Source organism: Moritella sp. 24 (assembly GCF_018219155.1).
Classification (GTDB): domain Bacteria; phylum Pseudomonadota; class Gammaproteobacteria; order Enterobacterales; family Moritellaceae; genus Moritella.
Genome location: NZ_CP056123.1, coordinates 2,052,585 through 2,072,622, shown reverse-complemented (window position 1 = coordinate 2,072,622; position 20,038 = coordinate 2,052,585). Strand labels below are relative to the sequence as shown.

General features: G+C 38.8%; 18 protein-coding genes. 4 read left to right on the top strand and 14 right to left on the bottom strand.

Translation table 11 applies throughout. The features are described 5' to 3' along the window. The first annotated feature begins 20 nt into the window (after positions 1-20). The 4 genes from narQ (at position 21) to yvcK (ending at position 4,087) form a co-directional block, all read left to right on the top strand. Positions 21-1,682 (top strand): nitrate/nitrite two-component system sensor histidine kinase NarQ, encoded by a 1,662-nt coding sequence (gene narQ, locus HWV00_RS09335; protein WP_255554989.1) that lies wholly within the window; start codon positions 21-23, stop codon positions 1,680-1,682. Further along, positions 1,675-2,322: a two-component system response regulator NarL gene (gene narL / locus HWV00_RS09330; RefSeq protein ID WP_211685858.1), complete on the top strand. Its 648-nt coding sequence runs from the start codon at positions 1,675-1,677 to the stop codon at positions 2,320-2,322. The genes narQ and narL overlap by 8 nt, the downstream gene beginning before the upstream one ends. Before the next feature lie 123 nt (positions 2,323-2,445). Next, a complete protein-coding gene (locus tag HWV00_RS09325; RefSeq protein WP_211685856.1) occupies positions 2,446-3,021 on the top strand; it encodes an LON peptidase substrate-binding domain-containing protein in 576 nt (191 codons plus the stop codon). A gap of 154 nt (positions 3,022-3,175) precedes the next feature. Continuing rightward, positions 3,176-4,087 (top strand): uridine diphosphate-N-acetylglucosamine-binding protein YvcK, encoded by a 912-nt coding sequence (yvcK, locus tag HWV00_RS09320; protein WP_211685854.1) that lies wholly within the window; start codon positions 3,176-3,178, stop codon positions 4,085-4,087. Here the strand turns inward: yvcK and HWV00_RS09315 are convergent. The 14 genes from HWV00_RS09315 to sdhC form a co-directional block, all read right to left on the bottom strand. Next, positions 4,059-4,403, bottom strand: a complete 345-nt coding sequence (locus HWV00_RS09315; protein ID WP_211685852.1) for an Hpt domain-containing protein — start codon at positions 4,401-4,403, stop codon at positions 4,059-4,061. The genes yvcK and HWV00_RS09315 overlap by 29 nt on opposite strands. Before the next feature lie 10 nt (positions 4,404-4,413). Then, positions 4,414-5,919 (bottom strand): SpoIIE family protein phosphatase, encoded by a 1,506-nt coding sequence (locus HWV00_RS09310; RefSeq protein WP_211685850.1) that lies wholly within the window; start codon positions 5,917-5,919, stop codon positions 4,414-4,416. Continuing rightward, a complete protein-coding gene (locus tag HWV00_RS09305) occupies positions 5,919-6,638 on the bottom strand; it encodes a chromosome partitioning protein (protein ID WP_211685848.1) in 720 nt (239 codons plus the stop codon). Before HWV00_RS09305 ends, HWV00_RS09310 begins: the two co-directional genes overlap by 1 nt. Then, entirely contained in the window at positions 6,635-8,731 is a 2,097-nt protein-coding gene (locus tag HWV00_RS09300) for an SLBB domain-containing protein (protein ID WP_211685846.1), read from the bottom strand. Before HWV00_RS09300 ends, HWV00_RS09305 begins: the two co-directional genes overlap by 4 nt. Beyond that, positions 8,728-9,855 (bottom strand): hypothetical protein, encoded by a 1,128-nt coding sequence (locus tag HWV00_RS09295; protein ID WP_211685845.1) that lies wholly within the window; start codon positions 9,853-9,855, stop codon positions 8,728-8,730. Before HWV00_RS09295 ends, HWV00_RS09300 begins: the two co-directional genes overlap by 4 nt. A gap of 21 nt (positions 9,856-9,876) precedes the next feature. Continuing rightward, positions 9,877-10,212: an STAS domain-containing protein gene (locus tag HWV00_RS09290; protein ID WP_211685843.1), complete on the bottom strand. Its 336-nt coding sequence runs from the start codon at positions 10,210-10,212 to the stop codon at positions 9,877-9,879. A 167-nt stretch (positions 10,213-10,379) separates the two neighbouring features. After that, positions 10,380-11,249 carry a succinate--CoA ligase subunit alpha gene (gene sucD, locus HWV00_RS09285; RefSeq protein WP_211685841.1) on the bottom strand — a complete coding sequence of 290 codons (870 nt, stop codon included), beginning with the start codon at positions 11,247-11,249 and terminating at the stop codon, positions 10,380-10,382. Continuing rightward, the gene (sucC, locus tag HWV00_RS09280; protein WP_211685839.1) at positions 11,250-12,416 is read right to left on the bottom strand and encodes an ADP-forming succinate--CoA ligase subunit beta; all 1,167 of its coding nucleotides are present in this window, start codon (positions 12,414-12,416) and stop codon (positions 11,250-11,252) included. Positions 12,417-12,508: 92 nt separating this feature from the next. Next, the gene (gene odhB / locus HWV00_RS09275; protein WP_211685837.1) at positions 12,509-13,684 is read right to left on the bottom strand and encodes a 2-oxoglutarate dehydrogenase complex dihydrolipoyllysine-residue succinyltransferase; all 1,176 of its coding nucleotides are present in this window, start codon (positions 13,682-13,684) and stop codon (positions 12,509-12,511) included. A 21-nt stretch (positions 13,685-13,705) separates the two neighbouring features. Further along, positions 13,706-16,519 (bottom strand): 2-oxoglutarate dehydrogenase E1 component, encoded by a 2,814-nt coding sequence (gene sucA / locus HWV00_RS09270; RefSeq protein WP_211685835.1) that lies wholly within the window; start codon positions 16,517-16,519, stop codon positions 13,706-13,708. 117 nt (positions 16,520-16,636) lie between these two features. Next, positions 16,637-17,353, bottom strand: coding sequence for a succinate dehydrogenase iron-sulfur subunit (locus HWV00_RS09265; RefSeq protein WP_211685834.1), 717 nt, complete (start codon positions 17,351-17,353; stop codon positions 16,637-16,639). 15 nt (positions 17,354-17,368) lie between these two features. Further along, positions 17,369-19,150, bottom strand: a complete 1,782-nt coding sequence (sdhA, locus tag HWV00_RS09260; protein WP_211685832.1) for a succinate dehydrogenase flavoprotein subunit — start codon at positions 19,148-19,150, stop codon at positions 17,369-17,371. Then, the gene (gene sdhD / locus HWV00_RS09255) at positions 19,151-19,495 is read right to left on the bottom strand and encodes a succinate dehydrogenase, hydrophobic membrane anchor protein (RefSeq protein ID WP_211685830.1); all 345 of its coding nucleotides are present in this window, start codon (positions 19,493-19,495) and stop codon (positions 19,151-19,153) included. It lies immediately after the preceding gene. Further along, complete coding sequence (sdhC, locus tag HWV00_RS09250) at positions 19,489-19,875, bottom strand: succinate dehydrogenase cytochrome b556 subunit (protein ID WP_211685828.1); 387 nt, start codon at positions 19,873-19,875, stop codon at positions 19,489-19,491. Before sdhC ends, sdhD begins: the two co-directional genes overlap by 7 nt. Between the last annotated feature and the right edge of the window lie 163 nt (positions 19,876-20,038).

Sequence of the window (20,038 nt, the reverse complement as noted above, 5' to 3'; positions counted from 1 at the left end):
TCATTTTAATCGGTCGCGGAATGTTCAGCATACTGGCTCTTGCGTCAATGCTAACGTTTATTTCCTTAGTTGCGTTATCACTAAGTCTTTCCGACGCCTCATCGATTAATAAAGCCGGCGCATTAAGAATGCAAAGCTATCAAATCGCTTACAATTTATCCAGAGACGATTCCGAGATATTACGTCAAAATCATATTGATACCTTTAACCAATCACTCGCACACATTAAAAATAATATTGTCGATAATTGGGATATCACATCAAAACTGAAAAAAGAATTCATGGATGTCGATACCCAGTGGCAAACTCAATTAGATATCTTATACAGTGATAACCCCAAGCTATTCTTAGAGGAAGTCGACGATTTTGTATTAGAAATTGATAATTTTGTACAGAATTTACAAAATCATTCTGAATACAAAGTTAAAATTATTACATTAATAAAGGGCCTTGGTATCGGACTTATTTTTGCTGTCTGTATTATCACTATTCGTCTTATGCAAGTTCAGGTGTTAAAACCCTTACAACAGATATTTGCGGCATCGAACCAAATTAGAAAAGGTGAATTTGATGTTTCATTTGATTTTTTCTATGAGAATGAAATTGGTTCACTGGCGAGCAACATTTCGCATATGGCCAAAGATTTAAACAAGCTATACAGTACGCTAGAGCAACAAGTTGACGCTAAAACAAAGCAATTAAAAGAAGCTAAAGATAAAATCAATTTCTTATACACGACGTCACAAAAACTACACGTTACCCATCTTAACGCTGACATGCTTGAACAAACCTTACAAAATGTCTCTGAACTCAATGGTTTAAACTTTTACAGACTGGTATTAACGGGTTCTGAAGTTGAAACTATTTATCTAAACGCAGGCTCTAATAACGGCGAAGAAACCGTTGATTTAAAACTGGAACTCGAAGAGCAATCTTTTGGTACATTCACAGTATTAAAACGTGAATTAAAAGATCAAGAGCACATACAAAGCTACTGCCGAATTCTTTCTCGAGCACAACATCGCTCTCAAAGTAACCTAGAAGCACAGCGTTCGCTTCTAATGGAAGAACGTGCAGTTATTGCCCGTGAACTACATGATTCACTCGCACAAGCACTTTCTTATCTAAAAATTCAAGTCGCGTTATTAAAACGTCATTTAAAAAATCAAGAAATAACACCCACCACGAATGAAATTGTGGAAGAGATCGATACAAACTTAAAATTATCTTACACACAACTTAGGGAATTATTAAATACATTCCGTTTAACACTTGATGATGCGAACCTTTCAGAAGCCATTTCAATCATGCTTGCACAGCTTCGCCAACGCACAAAATCGAAAATTCATCTAAGCTACGAATTAGAGGAACATTTATTTAAACCCAACCAACACATCCATATATTGCAAATAATTAGAGAAGCTGTATTAAATTCCATCAAACATGCGAACTCAAACGAAATAATGATTGACTGTGGGATGAATAAAAATGGTACTATAAAAGTATCTATTTCGGATGATGGTGATGGAATTCCAGCAAATCCAACTAAATCTAATCATTACGGCCTAAATATAATGGGTGAACGCGCTTCGAAACTAGGCGCTAAATTAGAAATAAAAAACAATATAATACAAGGCACCTTGGTATTACTTACCTTCGATAGGGAAAACAAACATGCTTGAGAATAGTTACACAATTTTAGTTGTAGATGATCATCCACTAATGCGTAAAGGGATTGTCCAACTTCTTACATTAGAAGAAAAATTTAATGTTATTGGTGAAGCCAGCGATGGCGTGGAAGCTATCACTCTTGCCAAACAGCATGAACCAGATCTTGTTTTACTTGATTTGAACATGAAAGGCATGTCAGGGTTAGACACATTAAAAGCACTTCGCTCTGAAGAGTTAAGTTCACGTGTTGTTATTTTAACAGTTTCTGATAACAAACAAGACGTGATCCGCTTAATTAATGCGGGTGCAGATGGTTATTTACTAAAAGATTCAGAACCGGATCTATTGCTAGCACAACTTCAAGATGTGTTATCTGGCCAGCAGGCACTTTCTGAAAGCTTATTGGGCTATTTAGATTGTCTTCATGAAGATAACAATTTTGAAGAAAAATTAGCGAAGCTAACGAAACGTGAAAATCAAATCCTACTTGAAATTTCAAAAGGCTACAGCAATAAACACGTTGCAAGTAACCTACATATTTCTGAAGGTACTGTAAAAGTTCACGTTAAGAGTTTATTAAAGAAACTAGAAGCAAGTTCACGTGTTGAAGCTGCTGTTATGTATCTTGAGTTTAATAAAACTAGCGCATAATCAAATATTAGAGATAAAAATGTAGACTCGTTTATGTTTTTATCTCTATTTTTTCCTCAAAAAAGCAAACCATTCAAACAAGACTATCCTTAATCATATATCCAATGACGAATGAGCATACTCTTGCAATCAACTCAACTTGCACTTTATCCATTACCATCACATATTTTACCTGACGGTAAACTCCCTTTACGCATTATTGAAGAACGTTATATACGCATGATCAAAGAAAGTGCGAAAGCGATGACTGGATTTGGGATTGCCATGATTGATAACCAAAAGAGTGGTCCATTTGGACGTATTTCCCCTATTGGTACTCATGTGAAAATTGTTGACTTCTATTCCCTTGATGATGGCTTTCTAGGGATTATTATAGAAGGCATAGATCGGTTTGTTATCGATGCTATCATAATCGAAGAAGATGGGTTGAAAGTAGCTGATATACATTACATTTCAAATTGGCCCGCCCAAGACATTATAGAGCAAGATAGATATTTAACTGACAAGTTAACTGACATTTTCGAGCAACATCCAGAATTAAATGAACTCTACACATCAAAAGAAATGGATAATGCGAGCTGGATATCACAGCGTTGGTTAGAGCTATTGCCGATACCTGTTGAGCAAAAGCAACAGTTATTGCAGCAACCTAATTGCGCTCGCACGCTACAAGTCATAAAAGAACTAATTCCAATGTAGTCATCTTTTATAATCACTGTTTTCATAGCTCAAAATAGTTAATTTCATCAGTGATTTGTTTATTATTCCAGCAAATAAAGCGAACATAATTATCAAAACAATTTATTTCAGGATATGATGACATTATATTATTCACTTAATTTAGTATTTAGATATGTTACAAAAATCACTTTCAGATCTCGATAAGGTTGTCGCTATTGGCGGTGGTCATGGTTTAGGCCGTGTACTCTCTTCTCTTTCCTTTTTAGGTTCAAGATTAACAGGCATAGTAACAACTACAGATAATGGTGGCTCAACAGGACGGTTGAGACATTCTGAAAACTGTATTGCCTGGGGAGATGTTCGTAATTGTATTAACCAATTAGTCACTCAGCCTGATATTGGTTCTTTATTGTTTGAATATCGCTTTCAAAACGAAGGGGAGCTAAAAAATCACAACTTAGGTAATCTGATGCTGGTTGCGCTAGATAATCTCTGTGTGCGCCCTTTAGATGCTGTTAACCTTATTCGCAATATGCTCCATGTCGAATGTCAGTTGATTCCCATGTCTGAGCACCCAAGTGATTTAATTGCTGTCACACCTAGTGGTAATGATGTTCACGGTGAAGTATCTGTAGATAAGATGCATGAGTTTCCACATCAATTAACTGTTCAACCCAATGTATCTGCTACATTAGAAGCGGTACAAGCCATCGAAAAAGCTGAATTGATATTATTAGGGCCGGGATCATTTTTAACCAGTATCATGCCTCCCCTTCTACTGAGTGATATACAAAAAGCCCTACGCAGAACAAACGCAAAAGTGATTTATTTGGGTAATTTACAACATGAAATTGGCCCAGCTTCTAAGCGGCCTCTACAGGAACGTTTACAGTGGTGTGAAAATACGGTCGGTTTTCCATTTATCAATGCTGTTATACAGGATATAGATAAGCAATCAGAGCTGAGTTACTCTACCTATATCCATGACTTGCGTGAAGATATGAACAAAAACTATCATGACCGAGTAAAATTAAAAGAGGCCATTGAGTCTGTTGTTAATCACATCTTAACGACAGTTCGTTAATTGCGTCTTGTAGACTACCGATCAGTAATGGCAATTTCTCTTGTACTTCATCCGTATGATTTGACTTTGCCATAATTTCTAACTCTTCAGCATGTTGTTGCACAACGAGTGCACCATACGTACCAGCACTACTTTTTATACTGTGACAATTTTGAGCCACTTTATGGTTATCAACATTGACAACCAACAACTCTAATTCAGAAATACGTTCTGTTGTTTCTTCATTAAAAACAGCAACTAATGCAGGTAACATTTCTTCACCTACATCAACTAACAATTGAGAGAATACCGTTTCATTTATAGCTGTGTTTTCCATCTCTTTTACCTCATATTTTTAATTTAAACTTATTATTTAGATCAATGACTATTGCAGTCGCATCATCCTGTAATTGTTCCGATAAAAGTGATTCGAAACGTAACCATAATTGGTCTAGCACACATTGCGCTGTAGTACCTTTAATACCAGTTAGTATATTGTCAATACAATCACAATTTCTATCAATATTTTCGAAAATCCCATCTGAATAGAAAAAAAGCTTTTCTCCTGCATTTAAAGACACGCGAACAGCGGAATATTGTTCATTTGGTAATAGCCCTAAAACAGTCCCCTTACAATCAATTGCGTCGTAACCCGTTTCATGTAACAGGTAAGGCTGAGGATGTCCTGCTGTCGCAATTTCACATTCCTCTCCCGTTAGCTTTATAACAATGCAAGTTAACATACTGGTTTCTAAAAGCTGATTTAGATATAACCGTTGTGACAAGCCCGCGAGCAACTTAGCCGGGCATATTGCCGTAGATGTTATCAGTCCTTCTAGATAGCCCATTATTGCAAAACTATGAAATTTAGCAACAGGCCCATGCCCCATAATATCACCTAAAATCAGAAGCTTACTTTCTCCATAATCATGGAAAAATACAAAATCCCCTCCGCCTTCACTGGCTGGAGTATGTGCTAATGATAAATTCCAATCATCCGCATGTGATGGTAATGATGGTTTAAATGGGCGACTAAGCGATTCCACAACCCGTTGTTGATAATGTAATGCAAGTTGATTAGTCCTCCGTATCACGCGATTACAAACCGTTAATAATGAGGTTTTAGTTATCGGTTTAATCAAGTAAGCATCAATAGAGACCTCTGCTGCTTGCTCTTGCACTGATAAGTTATCGTCTCCCGTTAAAAATACAAACGGCGTTAATAGCCCTCGGTCAAAAGATTCAACTTTAAGCCTAAACTCGAACCCTGACATTTCCGGCATATGAATATCTGCAATAATCAGATCACAGCCTTCATGCTCAATAAATTTAAGCGCTATTTGTGCACTCGAGAAAATATGAACTACAAAATCATGCTGAAAATAACCCCTATATGCCCATAATAGAATTTGGTCATCATCAACAATCACCACTTTTAATTTATTACTCTGTTCCTTTAATGGACAAGAGAATTGGTTAACCCCATTATTACTCACATAACTGCCGTCAGGGTTATTCTTTTGTATGAGCGCGATGCCCATACCACCAGTCAGTAATTCGCCATTAAATATATCATTCACATTAACGGCATAAGGATCAAAACTATTACCGCTATCAGACACAGCAAAATACCAATTTCCCTTGCTTCCTGTTAACTCAATACTAAACCAATTAATTGAACCTTTATTATGAAAATAAAGGTTCGAAAGGTACTCAGCTAATACTAACGCAACCCGATCGACTTCAGCTTGTTCAAGCGTCAATTGATGACATAATGTCGTTAGAAGACGCCTTACTTCACTAATGGAGTCAAGTTTTAGTGGGTATTGCTTAGCAAAAAGTTGTGTTTTCATTATCGTCCAAATTTACCCTTTAAGAGTTCGACGCTAGAGATGCGATTAAGTAGCCACTGTTTAAAAATGGGAAACCGCTTTAACCGTCGACGAACTGAATTCCTAAATTGCATATCAAGCGGCGGACAATTTACATCATTAATAACAGTCCCAAGCAATTTAACATTGTTATATTTAAATATTTTAATTGCTTTCAATACATTACTCTCTAGCGAAACACCCGGCGCAACGACAAATAAACTTGCATCACACCCCCTAGCAATAACTTCACCCGGTATATTTGAAAAGTTAGTACGCGTTATTGCACATGTATCAAATATAATAAAATTATAGTGTTGTCGCCAAAACTGGATCGCATTTTTGAGGTTTTTTTCATCTCGGAAGCTAATATTTTGATCTTGTTCACTCTGCGGTGCTGGTAATATATCAATCATATCTGAAAATGGAGTAATACACGCCGTTTGCGAATCTGCATCATCAAGCGACCATGATTGCTTACCCTTAATATATTCATTCGTTATTGCTGGTTTGAAGGTATTAAGATCTACAATTAATACCTTACTTCCAGCGACTTTATGACGTCGAGCTAACGCTAAAACAAGCTCTGTTGCACCTTCTTTCCCTTGAGAACAATTAACCGCTAGTGATTTAATATTTTCATTCGCGATTACCTGATAGACCTGCTCAATCTCTACAAACGTTTCCGGTAATATATTCATAACGAAGACCCAACAATAAAGAGTGTGACAACACTTAACGCACTACCGAGTATATCCAGCAACTGGCTCCAATTAGATTCTTTTTCATTAGGAATATATATAGTGTCCCCAGCATGAATAATTGGAATATCTCGATAATCAGGTTGAGTAAAGTAATGCTTCATATTAAACGTGCGCGCAGTGTGCTTCATTTCTCCACGTTTTGTAACAATCACAATTCGATCTATATAAGCCTCTGATGTTGGCCCACCTGCCATTGTCAATATACCAACGACATCAAGTGAAGAATCGTACTTATAACGACCGGGGTTATGCACAGCACCTAATACTTGTACAATATTAACCGTATTATTTAACTCCCCTTGATCACTCTTCGCTGGTATATAGATCGTATCACCAGGCAATACTTGTGGTAAAAGGCTTTCATCTCCCGTCTCAAAGTACATATCTAAATCTAATGTTGATGATTTAGCATAATGGTTATTACGGTGTGTGACTTTTATATGTTTAATATCTGCATCATTAGTTGGACCATCTGCAGCAGAAAGTAAATCTAAAAAGTCTAATCGACTATTAAACGCATAACGACCAGGTGCACCAACAGAGCCTAGAATATAAATCGAAGATTCTGATTCTTGCTTTATCCACTTTGACTTATTATCTGTAGGGTCATCGGGTAATTCGGTAAACATAACAGTATCACCAGCGGATAGCTGTGGTAACGTGAGGTAGTCACCACCAACTTTCATGAATTTTTCTAAATCAAAAAATTGACGTTCACCTAATCCATCATTACCAATCACCATTACTTTTGATAAATCAGCTTTTTCAGTTGGTCCTTCTGCATGGCCAAGTAAATCGAGGAATGTCATGCCATCATCCCACTGGTAACGTCCTGGATTTTTAACCGCACCAATGATTTTAATCGCCTCATTGTGAGACTCAATTAGCCATGATTTTTCAATCATATCTGCTTTTTCAGGTACAAAAATCACATCCCCACCTTCAATAACAGGAAAGGGGTTATTTTCAGGATCATCGGAATATTTTTTCAAATCAAAACGGAATGTTTCACCAGAAACTTTCAATACTCTGATTTGCTGGGTATCAGCATATCTGTTCGGTCCACCGGCATTTGCAAGCATATCCATAAAGGTAATACCCTCACGACCTTCAAATGCACCGGGTTTATTAACTTGCCCCATGACATAGACTACTTGTAAACCCACTTTAATATCTTCAACCTGAATAGGAACAAAGATAGTCGTACCAGGTCTTATCTTCGGTAACTTAGACACGTCGCCAGTATCTAGGTATAACTTCAAATCAAAAATTTGCGGTTCCTTCGTCCCCATTACTCTTATTTTTCCAACATTGGCATAACGAGTTACACCATTGGCTTTCATTAAACTTTCAATAATCGTCATTCCAGACACATAAGAGAATGTTCCTGGCGCATTTACTTCACCAAAAACAGTCACAGCTCTTTGAGTGTCACTGGCATCACCACCTGATTTTAAGGACGTCGCATCAAATAACATCTGCACATTGCCCGTTAATGGCGATGATGGTACAAATATGATGTCTCCAGATTTTAGCGTCGGTAGTTCGTTATCATCACCCGTTTCTAAATAACGTTTAAAGTTAAATATAATAACTTCACCACCACGCTGTAGCTGCATATTATCGAGTTGAGCACCCGCTAACATCCCTCCAGCTTTATTCAATGCCATTTGGACGTTACCAAGTTCTGGTAATACGACTTCACGTGGGTTATTAACATACCCCAATACTGTAACGAGTTTTTCACGCGCTCTGAATTCTATATATAATTTTGATATATCACGAAAAACGACACTGAGGGACTGCTTTAATTCTTCGAGTACGATAGGTAAAGTTTTACCTTTTACGTGTATCTTCCCCACTTCAGGAAGCTGTATAAAACCACTCGAGTTGACTTGAAAGGGTTTTTCAAAGTCTTTCTCACCCGGCATAAAAATAAATAATTGATCTCCAGAATCAATTATTTTATTTTCCGCTAAAGCCATAGAGGATGAAAATAAAAAAACCAAAAAAAATAATGTTAGTTTCATAAAGCGATTCCTTTCGGCAATGCCGCATCACTAAACTGCTCACCTTCTGAAAGTAAAAAACGCCAATTTTTTACTTTGTGATCGACAACTTTATTGCTCTTTAATTTCCACATAAGTGTTGTAATAACGGGGTCTGAAGGCGGTTTATCATTGAACTTAAGGTCTTCATAAATGATACTATTCTTTTGATCATCTGAAATTAAACTTGATACATAGTTAAAAATTGCATCAGTGCGTAAGTTAAGTAATTCAACATCCTTAAGGTCTATTGCATAATTCACATCTGAATCAGGTTGAAACAATGCACTATCTTTATTTACTACTTGAAATTCTTGAACTTGAACAGGTGTATGTACTTGAGTAATATTTAATTCTATTGGTGATAGCTGTTCTACATCAACACTTGGTATTTGATCAAATACCAAGTATTTACGCATAACGTCATTATAATCGTCATTACTGTCAGCGTTGACAGCTAGATCACGATTAACATCGGTAATAGTCACAACGTCATGTATAACAATCTCTTGATTATAATTAATATCTGAATCTTCAAGATCAGCGTTTTTTACAGGTTCAAACAGCTTATATTTTGTATATTCAATCACAACATCAGGATTATCTAAAAGCAGGAAGCTAACTTGGCGAAGGCATACCTTATACAATTCAGTCATCACAGCCTGTCCTTCTTGAAACTGAGGAGCACAGTAAAGTAGCAGGTCAAGTTGATATGTTAAGGGGTGAACAAACGTTGATGTAAGTAAACGAGGTGGCTGTGCGCAATTGGTATTAGCACTTACTCGGTTTAAATTAACAATTAAATCGGTAATATTGCTTTCTAAGATCGCCATCTCAACATTTATATCTTGAGAATCTTCAACAGCAATTGCTTTTTCAACACGGCTATTAATATTATTAACAACGTTCACATAAGCTGGTGTACAGGTTTCAGCGCCCCGTAGATTAGCGACAGAAAGATGTAAATTTAAATACTCATAATGTTTTTTAAATTGGATTCGTTTCTCAGTTTCCAATGTTGTATTTTCAAAATAGCCTTCTCGAGGCCAATTTGTACAAGCAGAAAGAGAAACGCATATAGCTATCCATAGCAATAATTTATTCATTCAATACCTTACGGCTGTTACTTATGCCGAGCGACTTGCATCACATTCAGCTACATTTTCAATAAAAGGAATTGCATTTTCAACACGTAGCATCGTCATTAATTTATACGGCTGACCTGAGACTTTAAGAAGAGAAAGTGTACGGCGTTGAGACGTTAATCTTTTGAATAAAAAAACAATAGCGCCAATACCAGTTGAATCGATAAAGTTGACACGGGTGAAGTCTAAGATGATATTCTCTGCATACTCATCAACCAATGCCTCTAATTTTGGTTGAATACTGACTACGTGCTCGGTATCTAGGTCCGTAGCAAGCTGTAAAATAATTATTCCATCATGAGGTCGTGACATTTCCATTATTATTACTCCTAAAGAATACAAAATTAGCTCAGAGGGAGAGAATTAACGTAAATAAAACATTAATATTTATTCGACCCCATGATTAATAATATAGACTCTGAAAGTAGATAATGCACACATAAAAAAACCACCCGAAGGTGGTTTTATTATAAACAAAACAGGTATTAACCTAATTTTGCACGTAAAGCGGAACCAATATCAGCAAGTGAACGTACTGTTGATACACCAGCATCTTCTAGTGCAGCAAATTTCTCATCTGCAGTACCTTTACCGCCAGCGATAATTGCACCAGCATGACCCATACGCTTACCAGCAGGCGCAGTAACACCCGCAATGTAAGAAACAACAGGTTTAGTTACATTCGCTTTAATATAAGCAGCAGCTTCTTCTTCTGCTGTACCACCAATTTCACCAATCATTACGATTGCTTCTGTTTGTGGATCTTTTTCGAATAATTCAAGTACGTCAATAAAGTTTGTACCTGGGATTGGATCACCACCAATACCAACACAAGTCGATTGGCCGTAACCTTCATCAGTTGTTTGTTTTACTGCTTCGTACGTAAGTGTACCAGAGCGTGAAACAATACCAATTTTACCTGGTTTATGAATGTGACCAGGCATAATACCAATCTTACATTCACCCGGAGTGATAACACCCGGACAGTTAGGACCGATCATACGTACATTTTGTTGATCAAGTTTAACTTTAACTTCAATCATATCAACAGTCGGAATACCTTCTGTAATACAAACGATAAGCTCGATACCAGCATCAATAGCTTCTAAAATAGCATCTTTACAGAACGGTGCTGGAACATAGATTACAGATGCTGTTGCGCCCGTTGTTTCTACCGCATCACGTACTGTATTAAATACAGGAAGACCTAAATGTGTCGTGCCGCCTTTACCAGGAGAAACACCACCAACCATTTGCGTTCCGTAATCAATAGCTTGCTCAGAATGGAAAGTACCTTGACCACCTGTGAAACCTTGACAGATTACTTTAGTATCTTTATTAATTAAAACGCTCATTTATTTGCCCTCCGCTGCTGCAACAACTTGCTGCGCTGCATCTGTTAGGCTAGACGCTGCAATAATATTTAAATCAGATTTAGCCAGTACTTCACGACCTAATTCTGCATTGTTACCTTCAAGGCGTACAACTACAGGTACCTGAACACCCACTTCTTGTACTGCACCAATAATACCTTCAGCGATCATGTCACAACGCACGATACCACCAAAGATATTAACTAGTACGGCTTTAACATTGTCATCAGAAAGAATGATTTTGAATGCTTCAGCAACACGTTCTTTTGTTGCGCCGCCGCCTACATCAAGGAAGTTAGCAGGCTTGCCACCATGGATGTTAACAATATCCATCGTGCCCATTGCTAGACCAGCACCGTTAACCATGCAACCAATACTACCGTCTAATGCAACATAGTTTAATTCAAATTTAGCAGCGTGAGCTTCACGTGCATCTTCTTGAGTAACATCTTGCATTAAGCGTAATTTAGGTTGGCGATACAGTGCATTTGAATCAATAGTAATTTTACCATCTAAACAAACAAGATCACCCGCACCAGTAATGATAAGTGGGTTGATTTCAAGAAGCGCCATATCAGAATCAGTGAACATTTTAGCTAGACCCATAAAGATCTGTGTAAACTGTTTGATTTGCGTACCTTGTAAACCAAGTTTGAATGCAAGTTCACGTGCTTGATAAGGCTGTGCACCAACAAGCGGATCAATTGTTGCTTTGTGAATTAACTCAGGAGTTTGTTCAGCAACAGTCTCAATATCAACACCACCTTCAGTTGATGCCATAAATACAACTTTACGTGAACCACGGTCAATAACCGCACCTAGATAAAGTTCATTTGCGATATCGCCAGCAGCTTCAACTAAAATTTGTGATACTGGTTGACCGTTTTCATCCGTTTGATAAGTAACTAAGTTCTTACCTAACCAATGTTCAGCAAATGCGGTAATTTCATCTTTAGATGTTACAAGCTTAACGCCACCTGCTTTACCACGGCCGCCTGCGTGTACTTGACACTTAACAACCCATTTATCGCCACCAATTTTGTCAGCGAAAGCTGCCGCTTCGTGAGGTACGTTTGTCGCGTAACCTTCAGGAACTGGCAAACCATATTCAGCAAAAAGTTGTTTTGCCTGATACTCATGCAGATTCATGCTCGTATATCCATGTTATTAGCCACTAGGGCTTGTCCCGAGAACTTACGCCCCGACATGAGGCGTAAGCAACTAAATAAATTAACTAAATATTACACATCTAAAAGAAGACGAGTTGGGTCTTCTAATAATTCTTTTACAGTTACCAAGAAACCTACTGATTCTTTACCATCAACTAAACGGTGATCGTAAGATAATGCTAGGTACATCATAGGTAGAATTTCAACTTTACCATCAACAGCCATTGGGCGATCTTGGATTTTATGCATACCCAAGATTGCGCTTTGTGGTGGGTTAATGATTGGAGTTGACATTAATGAACCAAATACACCGCCATTTGTAACAGTGAAGTTACCGCCAGTTAAGTCTTCGATTGACAGTTTACCGTCACGACCTTTAAGCGCTAGTTCACGGATGTTCTTCTCGATATCAGCAAGACTCATTGTATCGCAATCACGTAGTACCGGAGTTACTAGACCACGTGGCGTTGAAATAGCAATGCTCACATCAAAGTAGTTGTGGTAAACGATGTCTGTACCATCGATTGAAGCGTTCACTTCAGGGTAACGTTTTAGTGCTTCAACAACCGCTTTCACGTAGAAAGACATAAAGCCTAAACGAATACCGTGACGTTCTTCAAATACGTCTTTATATTGTTTACGAATATCCATGATAGGTTTCATGTTGATTTCGTTAAACGTTGTTAGCATTGCAGTTGAGTTTTTAGCTTCTAATAGACGTTCAGCTATACGCTTACGAAGACGCGTCATCGCAACACGTTTTTCGCTACGGCCCGCTTGCAGCTCTACTGGAGCAACAGCCGGAGCTGGTGCAGCCGCTTTTGCTACAGGTGCTGGAGCTAATGCTTTCTCAACATCTTCTTTTGTGATTAAGCCATTTTTACCAGTGCCAGCAATCTTAGATGCATCTAAACCTTTTTCTGCAATAAGACGACGAACAGCTGGACTTGCGTCAACACTTTCTTCGCTTACTTCTGCTGGCTTATCTTTTGTTTCTTCACCAGCAACAGCGCCCGCTTTCAAACGACCAATAACTTGTTGGCCAAGAACCGTTGCGCCTTCTTCTTCTAGAATTTCAACAAGAACACCAGATTCAACTGCTGGAACTTCTAAAATAACTTTGTCGGTTTCAATTTCTACAATTATTTCGTCACGTTCAACAGCATCACCTGGGCTTTTATGCCAAGTTGCTACCGCTGCGTCAGCTACTGATTCTGGTAGTACAGGTACCACAATTTCAATTGTCATTTTCATAATTCCTTTAATAAACTATTTCTGCGCAACAGTAAGTGCATCTTCAATAAGTGCTAACTGTTGTTTTGTATGTACAGACATATAACCGACTGCTGGTGATGCTGATGCAGCACGTCCAGCGTAACTTAGTTTCGAACCTTGCGGGATTGATTCCCAGAAGTGATGCTGACTTGAGTACCAAGCGCCCTGATTCTGAGGCTCTTCTTGACACCAAACAAACTGTTCTACATGTTGATATTGTGCAAAGACAGCTGCAATTTCCGCATGTGGGAAAGGATAAAGCTGTTCAATACGTACAATAGCAACATCAGTCTGGCCAGTTTTACGGCGTGTTTCGAGTAAATCGAAATAAACCTTACCGCTACACATAACAACACGTTTAACTTGTGTTGGATCAAGCTCGTCAATTTCACCGATAATATTCTGGAACGTACCTTCCGCTAATTCAGACAAATCAGAAATCGCTAATGGGTGACGTAACAATGATTTAGGTGTCATTACGATAAGTGGACGACGCATAGGACGTACAGTTTGGCGACGAAGCATATGGTAAACTTGCGCAGGTGTACTCGGTACACATACTTGCCAGTTATGCTCAGCACACATTTGCATATAACGCTCTAAGCGTGCAGATGAATGCTCAGGACCCTGTCCTTCATAACCATGTGGTAACATTACTGTTAGACCACACATACGGCCCCATTTCTGCTCACCAGAAGAAAGGAATTGATCAAATACAACTTGAGCACCATTGGCGAAATCACCAAATTGTGCTTCCCAAATAGTTAAACCACTTGGCTCAGTTGTCGCATAACCATATTCAAATGCTAATACCGCTTCTTCAGACAATACTGAATCGTGGATCGTTAGCTCACCTTGGTCAGGTTTTAAATTAGCTAATGGTGTATACGTGCTTGCATTATCTTGATTATGAACAACAGCATGACGATGGAAGAAAGTACCACGGCCAACATCTTGTCCAGTAATACGTACTTTATAGTTGTCGTCAAGTAATGTTGCATATGCCAGTGTTTCAGCAAAGCCCCAATCACAAGGTTTCTCACCATTTGCCATTGCAACACGATCGTTGTAAATTTTCTGTACACGAGATTGGATCTTGTGTCCTTCAGGTACAACTGTCATTTTCAACGCAAGATCAGACAATGTCTCTTGAGGAACTTGTGACTGATAAGGCATATCCCATTCGTGTTTTAAGTACGGGTTCCAATCAACAGAATGTTGTTGCATTGGACGCCATTCTTTAACAACACATTCACCATCATCGAGCAAGTCACGATATTCGTTAATGAAACCTGTCGCTTCAGCAGCATCAATGACAGCTTCATTCACAAGCTGATCTGCATAAATCTTACGTGGTGTTGGGTGTTTTTTAATTTTCTTGTACATTAAAGGCTGTGTTGCACTTGGTTCATCAGCTTCATTATGACCATGACGGCGATAACAAACTAAATCGATAACAACATCGCGTTTGAATGTATTACGGAAATCAAGCGCAATTTGAGTTACCAATACAACAGCTTCAGGATCATCTGCATTTACATGGAAGATCGGTGCCTGAACCATTTTTGCGATATCCGTACAATATTCTGTCGAACGCATATCTTTTGGATTTGATGTTGTGAAACCAACTTGGTTATTAACAACAATACGTACCGTACCACCAATGCCATAAGCACGTGTTTGTGACATATTAAATGTCTCAGCTACGACGCCTTGACCAGCAATTGCAGAATCACCATGAATTGTGATCGCCAGTACTTCATCACCATTTGTGCTACCAAGACGTTCTTGACGTGCACGAACAGATCCCATTACTACTGGGTTAACAATTTCTAAATGCGATGGATTAAAAGCAAGTGCTAAATGTACGTTACCGCCAGGTGTATTGAAATCAGAGCTGAAACCTTGGTGATACTTAACGTCACCCGCTCCCCATACATCACTGTGTTTTCCTGCGAATTCATCAAACAGGTCAGCCGGTTTTTTGCCAAGTACGTTAACCAGCATATTCAGTCTGCCGCGATGCGCCATACCAATAACTGCTTCTTTAATACCTTGTTCACCACTACGACGAATTAATTCTTTCATCATTGGAATTAGTGCATCGCCACCTTCGAGGGAGAAACGTTTTGCACCAGGGAACTTAGCACCTAAATACTTTTCTAGACCTTCGGCAGCAGTTAAGCTTTCCAAAAATCTTAATTTATCTTGTTTTTCAAACTCTGGACTGCTTTCAACAGACTCTAAACGACTTTGAATCCAGCGTTTTTCTTCTGTAGATACAATGTGCATATATTCAGCAGCAATTGAACCACAGTAAGTTTTTTGTAGCGAAGCATAAAGATCACTTAATTTCATGCTTTCTTGGCCAATCGCGTATGAACCAACATTAAAGTTAGCGTCAAAGTCAGCATCAGAAAGTGTGTGATATGCAGGATCTAGGTCTTGTACACGGTCACGTGCCCATATACCTAATGGATCTAAGTTCGCATGCTGGTGACCACGAAAACGGAAAGCATTAATTAACTGTAATACTTTAACTTGTTTCGAATCATTATGCGGGTCACTTACTTGAGCTGCATAACGAGAGGTATCTTTCGCAAGGCGAATGAAATAATCCTTTACAGGACCGTGTGGAACTTCCTTCGTATTATCAATTTTAGGTAAACCTAAAAATACAGTTTGCCATTCTTCGCCAACTGAATCTGGATCTGCCAAAAATTGCTCATATAGATCTTCAATATATGTCTGGTTCGCACCGGCTAGATGAGAGGATTCTAACCAGGCTTTCATGACGTTATTCTGCATTCTCTGCCCTTTTTACTTTAAATGTCCACCGCGCCAGAGATGGTAGCAAAGATTTCAAATTACTTGGCCATTCCCAACGGAATGACCATTGTAACTAAAAACTAACAAAAAACATTGCTACACCGCACGTTGTAGTAACATAGATTTAATATTACCGATTGCTTTTGTAGGATTTAGACCTTTAGGACACACGTTTACACAGTTCATAATACCGTGACAACGGAATACACTAAACGCATCGTCTAATTCTGATAAGCGTTGATCAGTTGCTGAGTCACGACTATCGACTAAGAAACGGTAAGCCGCTAATAAGCCTGCAGGACCAACGAACTTGTCAGGGTTCCACCAGAATGATGGGCATGATGTTGAACAACATGCACATAAGATACACTCATATAGTCCATCTAACTTTTCACGTTCTTCAGGTGACTGAAGGTTCTCGCGAGCTGGTGGAATAGCACTATCGTCTGTAATTAAGAACGGTTTAATACGCGCATAATTATCATAAAACTGCGACATATCAATAACGAGATCTCGGACCACTGGTAAACCAGGTAGCGGTCGAATTACAATCGTTTTGCTCATATCTAAATCAGACAGAGGTGTAATACATGCTAGGCCGTTTTTGCCATTCATGTTTACGCCATCAGATCCACATACACCTTCACGACAAGAACGACGGAAAGCTAAAGATGCATCTTTTTCTTTTAATAAGATAAGTGCATCAAGAACCATCATGTCCGAACCTTCAGGTACTTCAAGGTTCATTTCTTTCATTTTTGGTTTGCTATCAACATCAGGGTTATAGCGATAAATAGAAAATTTAACTTGCATATTGATCCCTTATGTTTAGTAAACGCGTGCTTTCGGCACAAAGTGCTTCAGCTGCTCTTCAGTTAACAAGTTCGGTGATAAGTTCACGTCACGAGTTGTCATTTCTTCACTTGTCGGTAAGTACAGAGAATGACATAACCAATTCGCATCATCACGATCTGGATAATCAAAACGACTGTGAGCACCACGACTTTCTGTACGGAAGTTAGCAGCATGCGCTGTTGCATAAGCTGTTTCCATCAAGTTATCTAGCTCTAGACATTCAATACGTTGGGTATTAAATTCAGTTGATGTGTCATCCAAACGTGCATTATCTAAACGCTTACGAATAGTTCGTAGCTGCTCAAGACCTTCAGCCATTGACTCGCCTTCGCGGAATACCGAGAAGTTAAGCTGCATACATTCTTGTAAATCTTTACGAATCTGAACAGGATCTTCACCGTCTTGGTTATTTTCCCAACGGTTCAAACGTTCAAGCGATGCGTCAACATTTGCATCAGTCGCTTCTTTTGGATCTGGAATACTATCCAGTGCAGTACCAAGGTAGTTACCTGCAGCACGACCAAATACAACTAAATCGAGTAGTGAATTACCACCTAAGCGGTTTGCACCATGTACTGATACACATGCGATTTCACCAACAGCAAATAAACCAGCAACAACTTCCATGTTACCTTCTTCATTACGTGTTAGTACTTCACCGTTAACATTCGCAGGTAAGCCACCCATCATATAATGACAAGTCGGAATTACTGGAATTGGTTCTTTTACTGGATCAACGTGCGCGAATGTACGAGATAATTCACAAATACCCGGTAGGCGTGATTCAAGTACTTCTTCACCAAGGTGATCAAGTTTAAGTTTAATGTGTGGACCCCAAGGACCATCACACGCACGACCTTCACGGATCTCAGTCATCATTGAACGAGCAACAACATCACGACCAGCAAGATCTTTTGCGTTTGGCGCATAACGTTCCATGAAACGTTCGCCATCTTTATTTAGAAGGTAACCACCTTCACCACGACAACCTTCCGTTACAAGCACACCTGCACCTGCAATACCAGTCGGGTGGAACTGCCACATTTCCATATCTTGTACTGGGATGCCAGCACGGATAGCCATACCAACACCGTCACCAGTGTTAATGTGTGCATTTGTCGTTGAAGAATAGATACGACCTGCACCACCCGTAGCAAATACCGTTGCTTTTGATTTGAAGTAACAGATTTCACCTGTTTCAATATCAATTGCTGTACAGCCAGTGATGATACCGTCATCATTTTTAACAAGATCTAATGCATACCATTCAGAGAAAACTTTCGTTTCGTTCTTTACGTTTTGTTGGTAAAGAAGATGAAGTAATGCATGACCTGTACGATCGGCTGCAGCTGCTGTACGAGCCGCTTGAGCGCCACCGTATGCAAGTGACTGACCACCAAATGGACGTTGGTAAATAGTGCCGTTTTCAAAACGAGAGAATGGTAAACCCATATGCTCAAGTTCTAAAATAGCTTCAGGGCCCGTTTTACACATAAATTCGATAGCGTCTTGGTCACCGATATAATCAGAACCTTTAACAGTATCGTACATGTGCCATGTCCAATCATCTTCATGTGAATTACCTAAAGCAACGGTAATACCACCTTGAGCAGATACGGTATGTGAACGAGTTGGAAAAACTTTAGATAAAAGCGCACAACTTTTACCTGACTTAGATATTGATAGCGCAGCACGCATACCAGCGCCACCGGCACCAATAACTACTGCGTCAAATTCGCGAACTGGAATACTCACTTATAACCCCCAAAGAACAACAAAACCAACAAGCGCATAAATAAATGCAGTGGTTGTTAGAACAAACTGTAATGCACCACGTAAACCAGTTGATTTAACATAGTCAGTTAATACCTGCCATACACCAATCCACGCATGGATGACGATAGCTATAAGGGTAAGAAGTGTGAATACTTTATTGCCAGTACTTGCAAAAAAATCAGTCCATACTTGGTAAGTAAGGTCATTAAATGCAACAAAACCAACAAAATAAAATGTATAAAGTGCCATGATGATGGCAGTTGCACGGATCATGATAAAATCATGAGTACCACTACGACCATAACTTGCAGCGTTAGTTACCATACCATTATCCCCGCTAGGATTGATAAAACAGCGGTTGCAACAAAAGATACTTTCGCACTTAACGCACCCGATTCAAGTTCTTCGAAATAACCCATGTCCATCAATAAATGACGGATGCCACCAGCAATATGATATGCAAGTGCAGTTAGGATACCCCAAAGGATGAATGTACCAAAGAAACCAGACACAATTTCTTGTGCATTTTGGAAACCTTGTTCAGAAGATAATGATTCTGTCAGTAACCATAATAGGATACCCACTGCGACCAGCATTATTACACCAGAAATACGGTGTAAGATAGATGCGATTGCTGTGATTGGCATGCTAATAGTCTGCAGATCTAAATTTACAGGTCTTTGCTTTTTCACGATATCGCTCACTCAGCTCCATTGAGCATTGTTATTATTATATTGACGTGGATCACAGAATTTTATTATTTTCATAACAAATCTCTTTCAAATGAAAGCCCTTGTTTATTTCTTGTTCAAAAGGCAAATAAAACAACGATTATAAGCACTTACATATCATGAACAAAATTAAAAC

Coding starts and splice junctions, on each gene's coding strand:
- narQ (WP_255554989.1), top strand. CDS start 21: ATGTTCAGCATACTGGCTCTTGCGTCAATGCTAACGTTTATTTCCTTA.
- narL (WP_211685858.1), top strand. CDS start 1,675: ATGCTTGAGAATAGTTACACAATTTTAGTTGTAGATGATCATCCACTA.
- yvcK (WP_211685854.1), top strand. CDS start 3,176: ATGTTACAAAAATCACTTTCAGATCTCGATAAGGTTGTCGCTATTGGC.
- HWV00_RS09315 (WP_211685852.1), bottom strand. CDS start 4,403: ATGGAAAACACAGCTATAAATGAAACGGTATTCTCTCAATTGTTAGTT.
- HWV00_RS09310 (WP_211685850.1), bottom strand. CDS start 5,919: ATGAAAACACAACTTTTTGCTAAGCAATACCCACTAAAACTTGACTCC.
- HWV00_RS09305 (WP_211685848.1), bottom strand. CDS start 6,638: ATGAATATATTACCGGAAACGTTTGTAGAGATTGAGCAGGTCTATCAG.
- HWV00_RS09300 (WP_211685846.1), bottom strand. CDS start 8,731: ATGAAACTAACATTATTTTTTTTGGTTTTTTTATTTTCATCCTCTATG.
- HWV00_RS09295 (WP_211685845.1), bottom strand. CDS start 9,855: ATGAATAAATTATTGCTATGGATAGCTATATGCGTTTCTCTTTCTGCT.
- HWV00_RS09290 (WP_211685843.1), bottom strand. CDS start 10,212: ATGGAAATGTCACGACCTCATGATGGAATAATTATTTTACAGCTTGCT.
- sucD (WP_211685841.1), bottom strand. CDS start 11,249: ATGAGCGTTTTAATTAATAAAGATACTAAAGTAATCTGTCAAGGTTTC.
- sucC (WP_211685839.1), bottom strand. CDS start 12,416: ATGAATCTGCATGAGTATCAGGCAAAACAACTTTTTGCTGAATATGGT.
- odhB (WP_211685837.1), bottom strand. CDS start 13,684: ATGACAATTGAAATTGTGGTACCTGTACTACCAGAATCAGTAGCTGAC.
- sucA (WP_211685835.1), bottom strand. CDS start 16,519: ATGCAGAATAACGTCATGAAAGCCTGGTTAGAATCCTCTCATCTAGCC.
- HWV00_RS09265 (WP_211685834.1), bottom strand. CDS start 17,353: ATGCAAGTTAAATTTTCTATTTATCGCTATAACCCTGATGTTGATAGC.
- sdhD (WP_211685830.1), bottom strand. CDS start 19,495: ATGGTAACTAACGCTGCAAGTTATGGTCGTAGTGGTACTCATGATTTT.